This is a genomic window from Tateyamaria sp. (assembly GCF_039940735.1).
Classification (GTDB): domain Bacteria; phylum Pseudomonadota; class Alphaproteobacteria; order Rhodobacterales; family Rhodobacteraceae; genus Tateyamaria.
The window spans coordinates 1-14,662 of record NZ_JBDVGB010000056.1; the positions used below are offsets into that span (position 1 = coordinate 1).

At 55.0% G+C, this 14,662-nt stretch carries 16 protein-coding genes; 9 read left to right on the forward strand and 7 right to left on the reverse strand.

The window, feature by feature from the left end; translation table 11 throughout:
• The 3 genes from ABJF76_RS12180 to ABJF76_RS12190 all read left to right on the forward strand — a co-directional run.
• Positions 1-220: formate--tetrahydrofolate ligase (locus tag ABJF76_RS12180; RefSeq protein WP_413820493.1), on the forward strand; the 220-nt coding region annotated here is incomplete at its 5' end.
• Between the two features lie 75 nt (positions 221-295).
• Positions 296-1,198, forward strand: a complete 903-nt coding sequence (gene folD / locus ABJF76_RS12185; protein ID WP_413820494.1) for a bifunctional methylenetetrahydrofolate dehydrogenase/methenyltetrahydrofolate cyclohydrolase FolD — start codon at positions 296-298, stop codon at positions 1,196-1,198.
• Complete coding sequence (locus tag ABJF76_RS12190; RefSeq protein WP_413820495.1) at positions 1,195-2,079, forward strand: bifunctional 5,10-methylenetetrahydrofolate dehydrogenase/5,10-methenyltetrahydrofolate cyclohydrolase; 885 nt, start codon at positions 1,195-1,197, stop codon at positions 2,077-2,079. The genes folD and ABJF76_RS12190 overlap by 4 nt, the downstream gene beginning before the upstream one ends.
• A 2-nt stretch (positions 2,080-2,081) precedes the next feature.
• Here ABJF76_RS12190 and ABJF76_RS12195 read toward each other — a convergent pair whose 3' ends face one another.
• On the reverse strand, positions 2,082-2,927 hold the full coding sequence (locus ABJF76_RS12195) for an EamA family transporter (protein ID WP_413820496.1): 846 nt from the start codon (positions 2,925-2,927) through the stop codon (positions 2,082-2,084).
• Complete coding sequence (locus tag ABJF76_RS12200; RefSeq protein ID WP_413820497.1) at positions 2,924-3,088, reverse strand: cytochrome oxidase subunit III; 165 nt, start codon at positions 3,086-3,088, stop codon at positions 2,924-2,926. The genes ABJF76_RS12195 and ABJF76_RS12200 overlap by 4 nt, the downstream gene beginning before the upstream one ends.
• A 94-nt stretch (positions 3,089-3,182) precedes the next feature.
• Here ABJF76_RS12200 and ABJF76_RS12205 point away from each other — a divergent pair, with 94 nt between their 5' ends.
• Genes ABJF76_RS12205 through ABJF76_RS12220 form a run of 4 tightly spaced genes read left to right on the forward strand, consistent with a single transcriptional unit; the run spans position 3,183 to position 6,752 of the window.
• The gene (locus tag ABJF76_RS12205; RefSeq protein ID WP_413820498.1) at positions 3,183-5,552 is read left to right on the forward strand and encodes a DUF1989 domain-containing protein; all 2,370 of its coding nucleotides are present in this window, start codon (positions 3,183-3,185) and stop codon (positions 5,550-5,552) included.
• Positions 5,549-5,914, forward strand: coding sequence for a hypothetical protein (locus tag ABJF76_RS12210; protein WP_413820499.1), 366 nt, complete (start codon positions 5,549-5,551; stop codon positions 5,912-5,914). Before ABJF76_RS12205 ends, ABJF76_RS12210 begins: the two co-directional genes overlap by 4 nt.
• Positions 5,915-5,916: 2 nt before the next feature.
• Positions 5,917-6,324, forward strand: coding sequence for a group II truncated hemoglobin (locus ABJF76_RS12215; RefSeq protein ID WP_413820500.1), 408 nt, complete (start codon positions 5,917-5,919; stop codon positions 6,322-6,324).
• Positions 6,321-6,752: a hypothetical protein gene (locus ABJF76_RS12220; protein ID WP_413820501.1), complete on the forward strand. Its 432-nt coding sequence runs from the start codon at positions 6,321-6,323 to the stop codon at positions 6,750-6,752. The genes ABJF76_RS12215 and ABJF76_RS12220 overlap by 4 nt, the downstream gene beginning before the upstream one ends.
• Positions 6,753-6,758: 6 nt before the next feature.
• Here the strand turns inward: ABJF76_RS12220 and ABJF76_RS12225 are convergent, their stop codons facing one another.
• Positions 6,759-8,093 carry an NAD(P)-binding domain-containing protein gene (locus tag ABJF76_RS12225; protein ID WP_413820502.1) on the reverse strand — a complete coding sequence of 445 codons (1,335 nt, stop codon included), beginning with the start codon at positions 8,091-8,093 and terminating at the stop codon, positions 6,759-6,761.
• Between the two features lie 124 nt (positions 8,094-8,217).
• On the opposite strand from ABJF76_RS12225, the gene ABJF76_RS12230 reads away from it, so the two are divergent.
• Positions 8,218-8,616 (forward strand): hypothetical protein, encoded by a 399-nt coding sequence (locus ABJF76_RS12230; RefSeq protein ID WP_413820503.1) that lies wholly within the window; start codon positions 8,218-8,220, stop codon positions 8,614-8,616.
• A gap of 47 nt (positions 8,617-8,663) precedes the next feature.
• Here ABJF76_RS12230 and glnT read toward each other — a convergent pair whose 3' ends face one another.
• From glnT to ABJF76_RS12250, 4 genes are all read right to left on the reverse strand, one after another.
• Complete coding sequence (gene glnT / locus ABJF76_RS12235) at positions 8,664-9,992, reverse strand: type III glutamate--ammonia ligase (protein ID WP_413820504.1); 1,329 nt, start codon at positions 9,990-9,992, stop codon at positions 8,664-8,666.
• A 65-nt stretch (positions 9,993-10,057) separates the two neighbouring features.
• Positions 10,058-11,404: an FMN-binding glutamate synthase family protein gene (locus ABJF76_RS12240; protein WP_413820505.1), complete on the reverse strand. Its 1,347-nt coding sequence runs from the start codon at positions 11,402-11,404 to the stop codon at positions 10,058-10,060.
• A 13-nt stretch (positions 11,405-11,417) separates the two neighbouring features.
• The gene (locus ABJF76_RS12245; protein ID WP_413820506.1) at positions 11,418-12,101 is read right to left on the reverse strand and encodes a protein GlxC; all 684 of its coding nucleotides are present in this window, start codon (positions 12,099-12,101) and stop codon (positions 11,418-11,420) included.
• Positions 12,101-13,024 carry a class II glutamine amidotransferase gene (locus tag ABJF76_RS12250; RefSeq protein ID WP_413820507.1) on the reverse strand — a complete coding sequence of 308 codons (924 nt, stop codon included), beginning with the start codon at positions 13,022-13,024 and terminating at the stop codon, positions 12,101-12,103. The genes ABJF76_RS12245 and ABJF76_RS12250 overlap by 1 nt, the downstream gene beginning before the upstream one ends.
• A 212-nt stretch (positions 13,025-13,236) precedes the next feature.
• On the opposite strand from ABJF76_RS12250, the gene ABJF76_RS12255 reads away from it, so the two are divergent.
• On the forward strand, positions 13,237-14,652 hold the full coding sequence (locus ABJF76_RS12255) for an ammonium transporter (protein WP_413820534.1): 1,416 nt from the start codon (positions 13,237-13,239) through the stop codon (positions 14,650-14,652).
• Positions 14,653-14,662 lie beyond the last annotated feature (10 nt).

Sequence of the window (14,662 nt, forward strand, 5' to 3'; positions counted from 1 at the left end):
CTGTATGGCAAAAACGCAGTACTCGTTCTCAACCGACCCAACACAACGCGGCGCGCCCACAGGCTTTACTGTGCCCGTGCGCGAAGTGCGCCTGTCAGCGGGCGCCGGGTTCATCGTGGCGGTTTGCGGAGAGATCATGACGATGCCGGGCCTGCCCCGCGTGCCCTCAGCCGAAAGCATCCACCTCAACGACGCAGGACAAATCGAAGGGCTGTTTTAAGGCCTCGTTCTATGACCTTTGGGCACAGTTGGCGCTGTGCCCACCAACATCATACGCGAAAAGAAAGAACCTAGCATGCCTGCAACCGTGATTGACGGAAAAGCCTTTGCCGCCAAGGTGCGCGGCCAAGTTGCTGAACATGTGACCAAGTTGAAGGAGGACCACGGATTAACGCCGGGGTTGGCCGTTGTGCTGGTCGGGGAGGATCCTGCATCGCAAGTCTATGTGCGTTCGAAGGGCAAAATGACGGTCGAAGTTGGCATGAACAGTGTCGAACATAAGTTGGATGCGGACACGTCCGAAGTGGATTTGCTGGACTTAATTGATCGGCTCAACACTGACCCGACAATTCACGGCATTCTGGTGCAATTGCCGTTGCCAGAGCATCTGAACGAAGACCTTGTGATCAATTCCATTGATCCGGCCAAGGATGTTGATGGGTTCCACATCTCGAACGTTGGGCTTTTGGGTACGGGGCAAAAATCGATGGTCCCATGCACGCCTTTGGGATGTTTGATGATGCTGCGCGATCATCATGGGTCATTGTCTGGATTGAATGCAGTTGTTGTCGGACGTTCGAACATTGTGGGCAAACCGATGGCGCAATTGCTGCTGGGTGACAGCTGCACGGTGACCATCGCGCATTCGCGCACCAAGGACATTCAGGCAATCACACGGGCCGCGGACATTGTTGTGGCTGCGGTGGGTCGCCCTCAGATGGTGACTGGGGCATGGATCAAACCGGGTGCAACTGTGATTGATGTGGGCATCAATCGGATCGACGCCCCCGAAAAAGGCGAAGGTAAAACGCGGCTTGTGGGCGATTGCGATTATGCCAGTTGCGCGGACGTTGCGGGTGCCATCACACCCGTGCCCGGTGGTGTTGGCCCGATGACGATTGCGTGCCTGTTGGCAAATACCGTTACCGCGTGCTGTCGTGCCAATGGCTTGGCCGAACCCAAGGGACTGACGGCATGAAAGATCACCAAGATGACCCGCGTTACCTCAAAGGTGGGCCGGTCAAAGATCGTATCCTTAGCGACGTAAACACCTATGTGAAGGCGGTTGGTCACGTTGGCAAACTGGTATCTGTGTCCATTGGCGATGTGCCCGAAGTGGCCGTGTACGTGCGCAACCAAGCCCGCGCCGCGCAAAAGGCGAACCTGCCTTTCGATCAACAACTCTGGGGCGGAGAAATCACTCAGGAAGAATGTAAATCGCTGATCCAACAGATGAATGATGATCCTGAAGTTCTGGGTGTTATCCTGCAGCGCCCGGTCCCTGAGCATTTGAATATCCGTTCGCTGCAATCTGCGATTCACCCTTTGAAAGATGTCGAAGGCATGAACCCGGCTTCGATCGGGAACATTGTTTACAACGACGTCGCGATGGCGCCGTGCACTGCTGCCGCTGCTGTCGAGCTGATCCGCGAAACCGGATTGGATATGGAAGGGCTGGAAGTGGTCATGGTTGGCCATTCCGAAATCGTCGGAAAACCGGCTGCGATGATGCTCATGGCCGAAGGCGCGACGGTTACGGTTTGTCACCACATGACACGTTCAGTTGCGATGCATTCGCGGCGCGCAGATGTTGTTATTGTGGCCGTCGGCAAGGCGCATCTGATCGGCCCGGATATGATAAAACCAGGCGCTGTTGTCATTGATATCGGGATCAATCAAATCATCGCAGACGATGGCACAACCAAGCTGGTAGGCGACGTCGATACCGAAGGTGCCAAGGAACTGGCCGGTTGGATCACACCAGTGCCCGGTGGCGTCGGCCCTGTCACTGTCGCTATTTTGATGCGCAATGCCATTCGTGCGCATGCACGCCAAAAAGAGGCTGGGTGGACGGCCTGACCCTAAAGCGCCAGATAGCCGACCCCGGCAAAGGCGACGGCACACCCGGCCCATTGAGGCAAGGTCATCCGCTCCTTTAGGAACATCCACGCCAACACGATTGTCAGCATTCCAAATAATGAGGATGAAACAGCCGCGTATTTAGCATTGGGCAGGGCACCAGCGGACAGAACACACATCAAGGCAATGCCGTCCGCAATGCCCATCGCCAACAGCCACGGCAGCGCTTGTTTCCCCGGCCAAATCGGCAGTTTCAGGATCGCAACGATCCCCACGACCAGTGCGAATGAAACCAGACGAGTCACAAGGGTGCTGGGCATGTCATGGCTAAGGGCGGCTGCACTTTGGCCCAACGCAAATGTGCAGGCAAAGGCGATGGCGGCGATCACTGCAAATAGGATTGTTGGCCCAATCGGCGGGTCTTTTTCCGCGCTGTTGTCTGACAGAATGGCGACGGCTGACACACCGACAACAATCGCAATCACAGCAAGCCATTGCAGACCAGAAACGGGAACACCCTGAAATGCAGCCCAACTGACAGACAGAATCGGATAGGCAGCAATCAAAGGTGCGACAAGGCGCACCGGCCCGCGTTGAAACGCATAATAAAGCCCAAACGTCGCCACCACAAAAAAGAAACCTGCCGCGAGCGCGCGAAAGACTGCGGGGGCAGGCATCGTTTGCAACGTGCCAGTGGCGACGGTCAGGCCTGTGTGAAACACCAACCCTGTAAGCAGGACTGTAAAAATGCAGGCACTGACAGCGGTCTTCTGGCTTAGAAATCGGGCGCAGACATCGTGAAATCCCCAACACAATGCAGCCACAAGGCCCAAAGCGAGCGCGTTCACGGGTCGTTCCGAAAGAAGGGGATCATGAACACCAGACATGCGATCAAAAAGAAGACAGAGCCAAACATAGCCCAGAAACTGCCAATGGATGCGATGCAAAATCCAAGCGCCGAGATCACAAACAGGATCCAACCGATAAAAGTGATCTGATGATTGCTCATGACGTCCGAATTTGTTTGCTGAAATGCCCGAGGTCTGTATTCTTATGATTAAACATTTATTCCGTTCATGCAACACGGCCGAGGGGAGAACATAGTGCTCGACGAATATCCCAATGTACGCCCCGGGCCGCCAAAAGCCAGCTCGATCATCAAGCCACAGGTCTTTTCGATGCCTCCGGGTACTGAGCGCTATGTTGTCGAAGGGCAAGGCGCGGTTTTGATCCCGATCGAAACCGGTGATCAGCTGACCATCATCAATGATGAAGGCGGGCAGCATTGTGAAGTCGTTGTTGTTGATGAAAAGGGCAAAAGCGATGCCGGGATCATTGGTGCAAGCGCGTCTGGCAATGCAAATGGGTTGCAGGCGTTGGTGACGTCAAACAATCGGTCTTTGCGCGGGTTGCGTATGGGGCTTGATGCACGCGGCATCGATTTGGGTGCAGCACCCGCTGTGCATCTGTTCGAAAGCACGACTCCAGCCAAGACCGAGACGGCCTTTTCCGTGACCCGATCTGGAACAGTGATCATTGCCGCACCCGCAGCGGCGATGGATTTTGAGGTCCAAGACACCGCCACGTCTCTGACCGTGATGATCAAAAGGGCGACGTTAAAAACACAGGTTCGTTTTGCGTTGCCAGACCCGTTGGCCGACCCATTGACGGACTTGCGCGTCCATAGCCAAACGGCAGAGGCGTATTTTGTAAAAGCTGGCGATTACATTCAAATTTTGGATGTTGATGGGCGTCAGTGCACTGATTTTGAATGCTTTTCGGCACGCAAGCTGGACAAGGGGATAGAACACGCGCTGGATGTCACCACCACGCGAACCCTGATGGGGCATGCCTATCCGATGCCGGGATTGCACGCGAAATACTACGATCAGGAAATGCTGCCGCTTGTCGAAGTGGTACAAGACACATGCGGGCGGCATGACGCCTTTGCGCTGGCCTGTTCGGCGAAATACTACGACGATATTGGGTACCCGGGGCATGTGAATTGTTCGGAAAATTTCAACACCGCACTGGAAAAGTTCAATGTAACTGCGCGGCCCGGTTGGATGGCCATCAACTTTTTCTTCAACACGTTTTTGGACGATCATGGTGTCATGTATGCGGACGAACCATGGAGCCGTCCGGGCGACTACGTTCTGCTGCGCGCGCTTACGGACATTGTGTGCGTATCCAGCGCTTGCCCCGATGACACAACAGCCGCCAATGGCTGGAACCCCACTGACATTCACATCCGCACCTATAGCGGCAAAGAAACCTTTCAAAAGGCCGTCGCAATTCGCGCGACACCGGACTCAGAGGCTAAGATGACCAAGCAAACAGGTTTCCACGACAGCTTTGCCAAACACACGCGCAATTTTATCGAATACAACGGCTATTGGTTGGCAAGCTGTTTCGCAGCCGCCGGGCCCATCGCAGAATACCATGCGTGTCGGGAAAAGGCCGTAATCCTTGATCTGTCGCCTTTGCGCAAATTTGAAATTACCGGCCCCGATGCCGAGGCGCTGTGCCAATATGCCTTTACCCGAAACATGAAGACCCTGCCCGTCGGCGGCGTTGTCTATACGGCGATGTGTTATGAACACGGCGGAATGATTGATGACGGCACGGTGTTCCGTTTGGGCAAAGACAATTTCCGTTGGATCGGTGGTGCGGATTACGGCGGCGAATGGCTACGCGAACTGGCCGAGAAAAATGGGCTGAAGGTGCTGGTGCGTTCATCCACGGATCAAATGCACAACGTTGCCGTGCAAGGCCCCGAAAGCCGGGATTTGTTGCGCAAGATCGTGTGGACTGCGCCACATAACCCCGAGTTCGATCAGCTTGATTGGTTCCGCTTTACACCTGCGCGCTTGCACAACGAAGCGGGCACGCCCTTTGTCATCAGTCGCACCGGTTATACGGGCGAATTGGGGTACGAAGTTTTTTGCCACCCCAAAGATTGCGCCGAAATTTTCGATGCGATTTGGGGTGTCGGGCAGGATCATGGGTTAACCCCAATGGGTCTTGAGGCCCTTGATATGGTGCGGATTGAGGCGGGCTTGATCTTTGCTGGCTACGATTTCACAGATCAGACGGATCCGTTTGAGGCTGGCATTGGCTTTACTTGCCCGTTGAAATCCAAGACCGACGACTTTGTTGGCCGGGACGCATTGATCCGGCGCAAGGAACATCCGATGCGCAAATTGGTAGGGCTTGAGATCGACAGCAACGTTGATGTGGGCCACGGCGATTGCATCCATATCGGACGCGCGCAGATCGGCGAGGTTACGTCCTCTATGCGCTCGCCGCTGTTAAAAAAGAACATCGCGTTGGCGCGCATTGATGTGGCGCATGCAGATGTCGGGACCGAGGTGGAGATCGGCAAACTTGACGGTCATCAAATGCGCTTGCCTGCAAAGGTGGCTGAAACATTGGCTGCGTTTGACCCCAAAAAGGAACGCCCCCGGTCATGATCCGATTTGCGCTGACATTGGCTGTTTTGGCAGGGGCGGCTGACGCTCAGTCGGTCAAGTTGAGCGCGGATGAGATTGCGACCCTACTCACCGGTAATACTGCCGTTGGGACGTGGGAGGGAAATGCCTACCGCCAGTATTTTGATGCCGATGGCAGCACGATTTATGCCCAAGAAGGTGCGCGTTCTGCCCGCGGCAGCTGGCGTGTTGAAGGGGAAGAATACCAAAGCATCTGGGCGAGCGACACGGAATGGGAAGGCTGGCTTGTCATGGAATATGCGGGGCAGTGGTTCTGGGTCAGTAAGATAACTCCACCTACGCCATTCGACGTGGTCGAAGGACAAGAACTGGTCGTGCAGTGAGCATGCTTGACGACATCGGCGGCGAACAGAAGCTGCGTGATCTTGTCGAAACATTCTATGATCTAATCGAAACGCTTCCGGAAGGGTCGAACCTACGGCGTCTTCATGCGCGCGGTCACGGGATTGCACATGGTCGCGTTGAGCAGTTCAACTTTCTGAGCGGATTTATGGGCGGTCGATCCTACTACAAAGAAAAACACGGGCATATGGATGTGAAGTTGATGCATGCCCATGTGCCCATCCGACCCGAAGACGCCAAAAACTGGCTGTTTTGCATGCGCCAGGCGTTGGCCGAACAAGGGCATTGCGGTGCCCACGTGGACAAACTGAACAGTGCTTTTGAGCGGGTCGCAGCGGTTCTGGTCAACGACGTACCAGATTGGGAAGATGACTTGGCAGAAGCTCGATGATCGCGCGTGCGGTGGTCTTTTTTGCTATGTCTATCTTTGCAGGATCGGCCACGGCGAGCGTGTTTTGCGAAACCATCCAAACCCTAAGCGCACGGTCAGACAATATCTCGCTGGCTCTGCCGGGATCCGCAAGTGTAGTGCGCTGTACGCGGTCTCTGATGCTAGATGGCGGGACACAGCTGCATTGTGGTTGGTCATTCACCTACCGCGCGTCAGCAGCTTCTGAGGCCTTTGAAGGGCTTGTCGAAGCGGTGACGCAATGTTTAGGGGACGGGGCTGTCGTGACGACAGATTTGAACGTCAATCACCCCGATTTTTATGACCTCCAAACGTTTCGGGCTGGAGGCCAAGAGATTGGCGTTTCGCTTAAGGACAAAGCTGCGTTGTCAGAAACTTATGTGTTCCTGAGGGTCACCTTGCCCAAGTAAGCAACCTTAGTTTTCCAGGTACACCTCAAGACTGTCATCGAGCGCATCTTTCCACGGCGTGTGATGCACCGGAGCCATCGTGCCGGTGATCACTGACGTATAAGAGTTGTTGCGGAAGGTCATGATGCCCGCCTTTTTGTGGCCCTTCCATGCTTTGAATGCCTGACACGCGCCTTCAACATCAAAGCTGGGGTAGTCCGTTTCGTCGATCAGCTCTTTGGTGTAGTCACCTTGGAACCAGATGCTGGCATAGTCATCCTCAATCGCGGCTTCGGCTGTTTGGCGTGCTTCCACATCAGCAACCATTGTAGCGTGATCGGGTAGGGCGATCCGGTCTAAGATCACGTCCCGTACCCACCAGGCTTGTGCGTCGAACATGTTGAAGGTGAACCACTGGTCCTGCATCCCCAGATAAAACAGGTCCGGCTCGTGTACATAGGTTGTCCCTTTGTAAAGATCATCGGACGCGAGGACGTTTGGTGTTCTCAGGCGCAGGCTGTCCGGCAGGAACGGGAAGTGGTGCTTGTAGCCCGTGCACAGGATCACCGCGTCAATGTCTTTGGTTGTGCCGTCTTTGAAATGTGCCGTGTTGCCTTCGACTTTTGTCAGCAGGGGCACTTCTTTCCAGTTGTCGGGCCAGTCATATCCCATGGCTGCGGTGCGGTGGCTGACAGTGATGCTTTTTGCGCCGTATTTCCACAGCTGGGATCCAATGTCTTCGGCGGAATAGGATGTACCAACGATCAAAACGTCTTTGTCGGCGAACTCCATGGCATCGCGGAAATCATGTGCGTGCAGAACGCGCCCTTTGAAGGATTCAAACCCGTCAAAGTGAGGCACGTTAGGCGTGCTGAAGTGTCCGGTTGCCACGATCACGTGGTCGAATTGTTCGGTGTAGGTGCGATCGTTAGGAAGATCGCAAACGGTTACGTTGAAGCCGTTGTCGGTCTTTTCAACCCAGCGCACTGCTGTTTCGAACCGGATCCAGTCCCGTACTCCAGCCTTTTCGACACGACCTTGAATATAATCGAACAGAACCGCCCGTGGTGGATAAGATGCGATCTGCTTACCAAAGTGTTCTTCAAAGCTGTAATCAGCGAATTCCAGACCTTCTTTGGGTCCATTGGACCAAAGATACCGATACATGGAACCGTGGACCGGTTCGCCGTATTGATCTAATCCGGTGCGCCATGTGTAATTCCAAAGGCCGCCCCAGTTCGCTTGTTTCTCAAAGCACACGACCTCTGGAATATCGGCGCCTTTGGCTGCCGCAGATTGGAATGCACGCAGTTGTGCCAAACCTGATGGACCTGCCCCTAGAACAGCGATTCTCTTTGTCATTGTGCAGCCTTTAGTTGGAAAAATCGATTTTCAGAATGCACAAAAATATCCCTACAAGTCAACAAATTTTCTTTTTAGGAAAGCTGCGATATGTGTATGGTCATTACTTAAGAGGGTGTTGAGTATGAATGACATAAAACCACATTTCAGTTTCTGGGTTGTCGCGGCCCTGGGCTTGTTTTGGAACCTTATGGGGTGCCTGAACTACGTCACACAAGCCAATCCCGAAGCGGTTGCGCAGATGCCACCTGTCTATCAGGCGATCATCAATGGTCGCCCAGATTGGGCGACAGCGGGTTTTGCGATTGGTGTCTTTGGTGGTGCTGTCGGGTGCATTTTGCTGCTGCTGCGCAAACGCGTGGCCGTGCCGGTGTTTATTCTATCAGGCGCAGGGGTTCTTTTGATGGGGGTCTTTACCCTCAGCATTGTCGGCGTGGTGCCAAGCATGGCACTGTCGATCCTCGTCGCAATTGCACTGTTGTGGTATGCGTCCATCGTGCGCCGTTTTGGCTGGCTGTCATAAGCCAAAGCAGGTTGCCTGCGCGATGATCACACCGCGCAGGCAAGTCTTTAAATATCCAGAGTATTGGCCTTTTCCCAATCCGAGAAATGCGACGCATAATCGTTCCATTCCTCGTGCTTCATCTTAAGGTAGGCGGCTGAGAATTCTTCGCCCATTGCAGCTTTGAGGCCTTTGTCTTTGTCGTATTCGCGCAAAGCATCCAACATGTTCAACGGCAGCTTGGGTGCGCCTTTGACCTTGTGACCTTCGGCATACATGTCGATGTCGTGGCGTTTGCCGGGGTCCGCTTTGGAACGGATGCCAGACAGGCCCGCCGCGATGATCACTGCTTGCAACAGATAGGGGTTGGCCGCGCCATCTGGCAGGCGCAATTCGAACCGGCCGGGGCCGGGAACGCGCACCATATGTGTGCGGTTATTACCTGTCCAGGTCACAGTGTTGGGCGCCCATGTGGCCCCCGACGTCGTGCGCGGTGCATTGATCCGCTTGTAGCTGTTCACTGTTGGGTTGGTGATCGCGGCCAGTGCGCTGGCGTGTTTCATGATGCCACCAAGGAAGTGCTTGCCGCGTTCAGACAGGCCCAACTCGCCGGTTTGGCCTTCGCCTTCGCCCGCAAACACGTTGGTTTTGGACGCCGCACCGGGTGCATCCCAAACCGAGATATGCGCGTGGCAGCCATTGCCGGTCAGTCCTTCGATTGGCTTGGGCATAAAGGTCGCGCGATATCCGTGTTTTTCTGCGACGCATTTGGTCATGAACTTAAAGAAAGAATGCTTGTCTGCGGTTTTCAACGCGTCATCGAAATCCCAATTCATTTCCCACTGACCGTTCGCGTCCTCGTGGTCGTTTTGGTACGGGTTCCAACCCAGTTCCAACATGTGATCCGAGATTTCGCGGATCACATCGAGGCGGCGCATAAAGGCCTGTTGATCATAGCACGGCTTGGCCGCCGTATCGAATGCGTCCGAGATTTGATCACCCGCAGGGGTGAGCAAAAAGAACTCGGCTTCGATCCCGGTTTTGACATGCATGCCTTCGGCGGTGGCTTCGTTGATCAGGCGGCGCAGTACATTGCGTGGCGCTTGGGCGACGTCTTCGCCTTCCATGACGCAGTTGCCCGGCACCCACGCGATTTCCTTGTTCCATGGCAGGATGATCACGGCCTCTGGGTCGGGCACGGCCAGCATGTCGGGGTGCGCGGGCGTCAGATCAAGCCAAGTCGCGAATCCGGCAAAGCCAGCGCCGTCCTCTTGCATATCGGCAATGGCGCGTGCCGGAACCAGCTTGGCGCGTTGCCCGCCAAACAGGTCTGTGAACGAAATCATGAAGTATTTCACGCCATTGTCTTCGGCGAATTTTGCGAGGTCTGTAGCCATCGATTTGTTTCCCTGTCGTCTAAGAAATGGGGCGCGGTCTGCATGCAGCCGCGCCCTCGTGTTGGTTAAAAAGATGTGTTGGGTTTGCCGGGGTACCAGTCGGTGCCCGCCAAAGGCACTTTCGCCATGGCGGCGGCCTCCATTGTCAGGGCCACAAGGTCCTCGGGTTCAAGATTGTGAAGGTGGTTTTTGCCACACGCGCGCGCGATCGTTTGCGCCTCGAGCGTCATCACCTTGAGATAGTTTCGCAGGCGACGGCCACCCTCGACGGGGTCGAACCGCGCCATCAGCTCAGGGTCTTGCGTTGTAATGCCTGCGGGGTCTTTGCCTTCGTGCCAATCATCGTATGCACCCGCAGTCGTGCCAAGAGCATTGTACTCGGATTCCCACTTTGGATCGTTGTCTCCAAGGGCAATCAACGCCGCAGTGCCGATCGCAACGGCGTCCGCGCCAAGCGCCATCGCCTTGGCGACATCCGCACCAGAGCGAATGCCACCGGACAAGATCAGCTGGACTTTGCGGTGCATGCCAAGATCCTGCAACGCCTGCACAGCGGGGCGCACAATGGCGAGCGTCGGTTGGCCGACATGTTCGATAAAGACATCTTGCGTGGCAGCGGTGCCACCTTGCATGCCATCCAGAACAACCGCATCTGCACCGGCTTTGATCGCAAGCGTTGTGTCATAGTAAGGGCGCGCGCCCGCAACTTTCACATAGATCGGAACCTTCCAGCCCGTGATCTCGCGTAGCTCAAGAATCTTGATCTCAAGGTCGTCCGGGCCGGTCCAATCTGGGTGACGGCAGGCCGAGCGTTGGTCGATCCCTTTGGGTAAATTGCGCATTTCGGCTACGCGATCCGAGATTTTTTGACCCAACAGCATACCACCGCCGCCGGGTTTGGCGCCTTGGCCCACCACGATTTCAATCGCGTCAGCCTTGCGCAAATCATCCGGGTTCATGCCGTAGCGCGATGGAAGGTACTGATAGACCAACTTGTCGGAATGCCCACGCTCTTCGGGTGTCATGCCCCCGTCACCTGTAGTCGTCGACGTGCCAGCCGCCGATGCGCCACGCCCCAACGCCTCTTTGGCAGGCCCAGACAGCGCACCAAATGACATGCCCGCAATGGTGATGGGGATATCCAATTCAATCGGGTTTTCAGCGTGCAGCCCCCCGATGGTCACAGAGGTCTCGCATTTTTCGCGATACCCTTCGAGCGGATAGCGCGAGATTGACGCGCCCATGAACAACAGATCGTCAAATGACGGAACCTTGCGTTTGGCACCGCCTCCGCGAATGTCATAGATGCCTGTCGCTGCGGCGCGCCGGATGTCGCTGTTTACATCTTGGGTAAAGGTCGCGGATTGGCGCGGCGTGGTGTGGGGAATACCCTGTGGATCATTTTTGTTCATTTACAGGGTGTCCTTAATACGCGCCGGCATTGTCGACGTCGAAGTTGTAAAGAGTACGCGCCGATCCGTAGCGGGTGAATTCGCTTGGTTGGGCATCTATTTCGGCTTCGTTTAAAAGGTCCTGCAAAAGCGTCAAATGCTCTGCGCGCATCTCTTTTTTCTCGCAATCCGCGCCAAGGCTTTTGACGGTGCCGCGTACAAAAAACTGTGCCTCATAGCAGCTGTCACCAAGGGCATCGCCGGCATCACCACAAACCACCAGATTGCCTGATTGCCCCATAAAAGCGGACATGTGTCCGATGTTGCCCTGAACGACGATGTTCACGCCCTTCATCGAAATGCCGCACCGCGAGGATGCGTTGCCTTTAACGACGATCAGCCCACCGTGCCCGGTTGCCCCAAGGTATTGGCTAGCGTCACCTTCGATGACGATTTTACCTGACATGATGTTTTCGCCGGTGCCCGGACCCGCCGAGCCATGAATATTCACAGTCGCTTGCTGGTTCATCCCGGCGCAATAATAGCCGGTTGAACCTTTGACGGTCACTTCGATTGGGGAATCCAAGCCACAGGCGATCGCATGCGCACCTTTTGGATTCACAATTTCCCATGCGGTTTGGTTGGTTGTTTCGGTTTGTGCGTGCAACATTTTGTTCATGTCACGCAAGCCGACTTCTGAAAGGTCGATTGTTTGCATCAGGCCGCTTTCTCTGTGGCTGAAGGAGTGTCGTTGTGGCTCCAGAAATAGACCGTTGCGGGTTCTGGTTCCCAAACGCGCGCATTTTCGATGCCCGGCAGATCAACTAAGGCGCGGTATTCGGAACCAAACGCCACATATTGATCGGTTTCGGCCATGACGGCAGGTTTACAGGCAATTGGGTCACGTACGACGCCAAAGCCGTCTTTGGTCCCGACAACAAAAGTGAAAAACCCATCAAGATCATCAAGGCTGCTGGTGAGGGCTTCGCCCAAGGTTGCGCCATTCTGCATTTGCCATGTCAAATAGGCGGCACCAACTTCGGTGTCGTTTTCGGTTTCGATATGGATGCCCTCACGACGCAATTTGCGGCGCAACGAGTTGTGGTTGGAAAGTGAGCCGTTGTGCACAAGACATTGGTCGTCGCCGGTATTGAAAGGGTGCGCGCCCATTGTGGTCACGGCAGATTCCGTTGCCATACGTGTATGCCCGATACCATGGGTGCCCGACATTGCAGCAAGATCAAATTGGGCCGCTACTTTTTTTGGCAGACCGACTTCTTTGTATATCTCAAGGCTGTCGCCCCGGCTCATCACGCGAATGTTTAAATCATCCAAAGCCGCGCGCACTTTTGCGGTTGATCCGGCAGGGATATCAAGAATGGCGTGCGTGCTTTTGGTTGTCATGGAGACACTGCCGCCCGCCGCGTCGCTAAGCACAGTTTCCAGTCCCGCAAACGCGGTATCGGGCGTGTCTGACTGAACGGTCATTTTGGTCCGACCACTTGATTCACCACCATAAATCGCGATGCCAGCGCTGTCCGGCCCGCGGTCAGTCATAGTAATCAACATCGCCGTCAGCATCTCGCCTAACTTAGGTTCTAAGGATTTGTCTTTCAGAAAAAGACCAACGATTCCGCACATATTTACGCTCCCGACTCGGTGCTGATCTCTTGGACCAGTTTTCCTGCTAAACGCTATCACCAAAATTCCAAAACTCAACCATCAGGAAACTTTTTTTCTTTGAGGGCAAAATTTGCTAGGCGGTTTCGACGTTTTATGTTTCATTTGCGTCATCGGCCCCATGCGTGGGCACTGAAACGACTGAAACGAAATTCTACGTGGGGGTACAAACCGTGGAAGAACAACTGGCTGAACTCGTCGCCAAAGTGGCAGAGTTAGAGGCGGCGGCAGGTGGCGCAGCCGTCACCAATACCATGTTCGCTGAGACATTTTACTATCTGACAATCCCGCTGATGATCATCATTCATGCGGGCTTTTTGGCGTACGAGATGGGGGCATCGCGCCTTAAGAACGTCTTGTCATCCGGGGTCAAAAACATCCTGGCCTTCGCCTTTATGATTCCAACGTTCTATTTCTTCGGTTGGTGGATCTATTGGGGCTTCCCCACTGGTTTGCCGGGTGCCGCGGGGCCCGCCGGGATTTCTGGTGTGGAATATGCGAACGCTATTGCTTGGGGTTGGGGCGAAAGCGCCCAATACATGGGGCCAAACATTGCTGACCAAGCATCTGGCGTGTTCTTTGGTGCCTTTGCGTTGTTTGCTGCAACGACCGCCTCCATCATGTCCGGAGCTGTGATCGAGCGGATCCAAACTGTTGGCTTTATCATTCTGGCCGTTGTGCTTGGGTCTTTTGCTTGGGTGGTTGCGGCCGCTTGGGGCTGGCACGCAGATGGCTGGTTGGTCACAAAATGGGGCGTGCACGATTTTGGTGCTGCTGGCCTTGTCCACGCTGTGGCCGGGTTCTTTGCGCTTGGCGTGCTGATCAACCTTGGGCCACGTATTGGCAAGTTCAACGCGGACGGGTCTGCGAACCACATTCCGGGGCACAATATGCCACTGACTGTGACGGGCTTGATGCTGATCATCGTAGGGTTCTGGGGCTTCTTGATGGCTTGCGTCATCGTTCCGGGCGAAGCGTGGTCATGGTTCGCTGACAAACCTTCGACTATTTACGGGACGCCAATCACGTTGTCGGCCCTGTCCTTCAACATCCTGATGGCTGTCGCTGGTGGGATCATCGGTGCGTGGTTGTTTACGCGTGATCCGTTCTGGATGATGTCTGGCGCACTTGCCGGGATCATTTCGACAGCGTCTGGGTTGGATATCTACTTCCCTGCGCTGGCGTTCATCATCGCCTTCTCGGCAGGGATTATCCTGAAGCCCTGTGCCGACTGGCTGGAAAAACGCGGTATCGACGATGCTGTTGGCGCGGTCACTGTGCACGGCACGATTGGCCTTTACGGCGTTGTCATGCTGGGCATCTGGGGTTCAGGTTACCCCGCATTGCAAGGCGCCGCAGGCGAAGTCCCGACGATTTCCCTAATCGGGCAAATTGTTGGCGCGATCGTCTTCTTCCTGCTGGGCTTTGTGCCGGGATATGTTGTGTCACTTCTGCTTAAAATGGCAGGTATGCTGCGCATCCGGGAAGGCGCTGAACTTGCGGGTATGGACATCGTTAAAGTGCCAGCCGCTGGCTATCCTGAATGGGGTGGTGATGCACCTGTCACACCTGCACACCCTGCTGAATAATGAACACCAA

Bases quoted from the DNA above. Each gene is read 5' to 3' on its own strand.
- ABJF76_RS12215 (WP_413820500.1), top strand. From the start codon at position 5,917: ATGCTTGACGACATCGGCGGCGAACAGAAGCTGCGTGATCTTGTCGAA.
- ABJF76_RS12200 (WP_413820497.1), bottom strand. From the start codon at position 3,088: ATGAGCAATCATCAGATCACTTTTATCGGTTGGATCCTGTTTGTGATC.
- ABJF76_RS12225 (WP_413820502.1), bottom strand. From the start codon at position 8,093: ATGACAAAGAGAATCGCTGTTCTAGGGGCAGGTCCATCAGGTTTGGCA.
- ABJF76_RS12230 (WP_413820503.1), top strand. From the start codon at position 8,218: ATGAATGACATAAAACCACATTTCAGTTTCTGGGTTGTCGCGGCCCTG.
- folD (WP_413820494.1), top strand. From the start codon at position 296: ATGCCTGCAACCGTGATTGACGGAAAAGCCTTTGCCGCCAAGGTGCGC.
- ABJF76_RS12240 (WP_413820505.1), bottom strand. From the start codon at position 11,404: ATGAACAAAAATGATCCACAGGGTATTCCCCACACCACGCCGCGCCAA.
- ABJF76_RS12210 (WP_413820499.1), top strand. From the start codon at position 5,549: ATGATCCGATTTGCGCTGACATTGGCTGTTTTGGCAGGGGCGGCTGAC.
- ABJF76_RS12245 (WP_413820506.1), bottom strand. From the start codon at position 12,101: ATGCAAACAATCGACCTTTCAGAAGTCGGCTTGCGTGACATGAACAAA.
- glnT (WP_413820504.1), bottom strand. From the start codon at position 9,992: ATGGCTACAGACCTCGCAAAATTCGCCGAAGACAATGGCGTGAAATAC.
- ABJF76_RS12190 (WP_413820495.1), top strand. From the start codon at position 1,195: ATGAAAGATCACCAAGATGACCCGCGTTACCTCAAAGGTGGGCCGGTC.
- ABJF76_RS12220 (WP_413820501.1), top strand. From the start codon at position 6,321: ATGATCGCGCGTGCGGTGGTCTTTTTTGCTATGTCTATCTTTGCAGGA.
- ABJF76_RS12250 (WP_413820507.1), bottom strand. From the start codon at position 13,024: ATGTGCGGAATCGTTGGTCTTTTTCTGAAAGACAAATCCTTAGAACCT.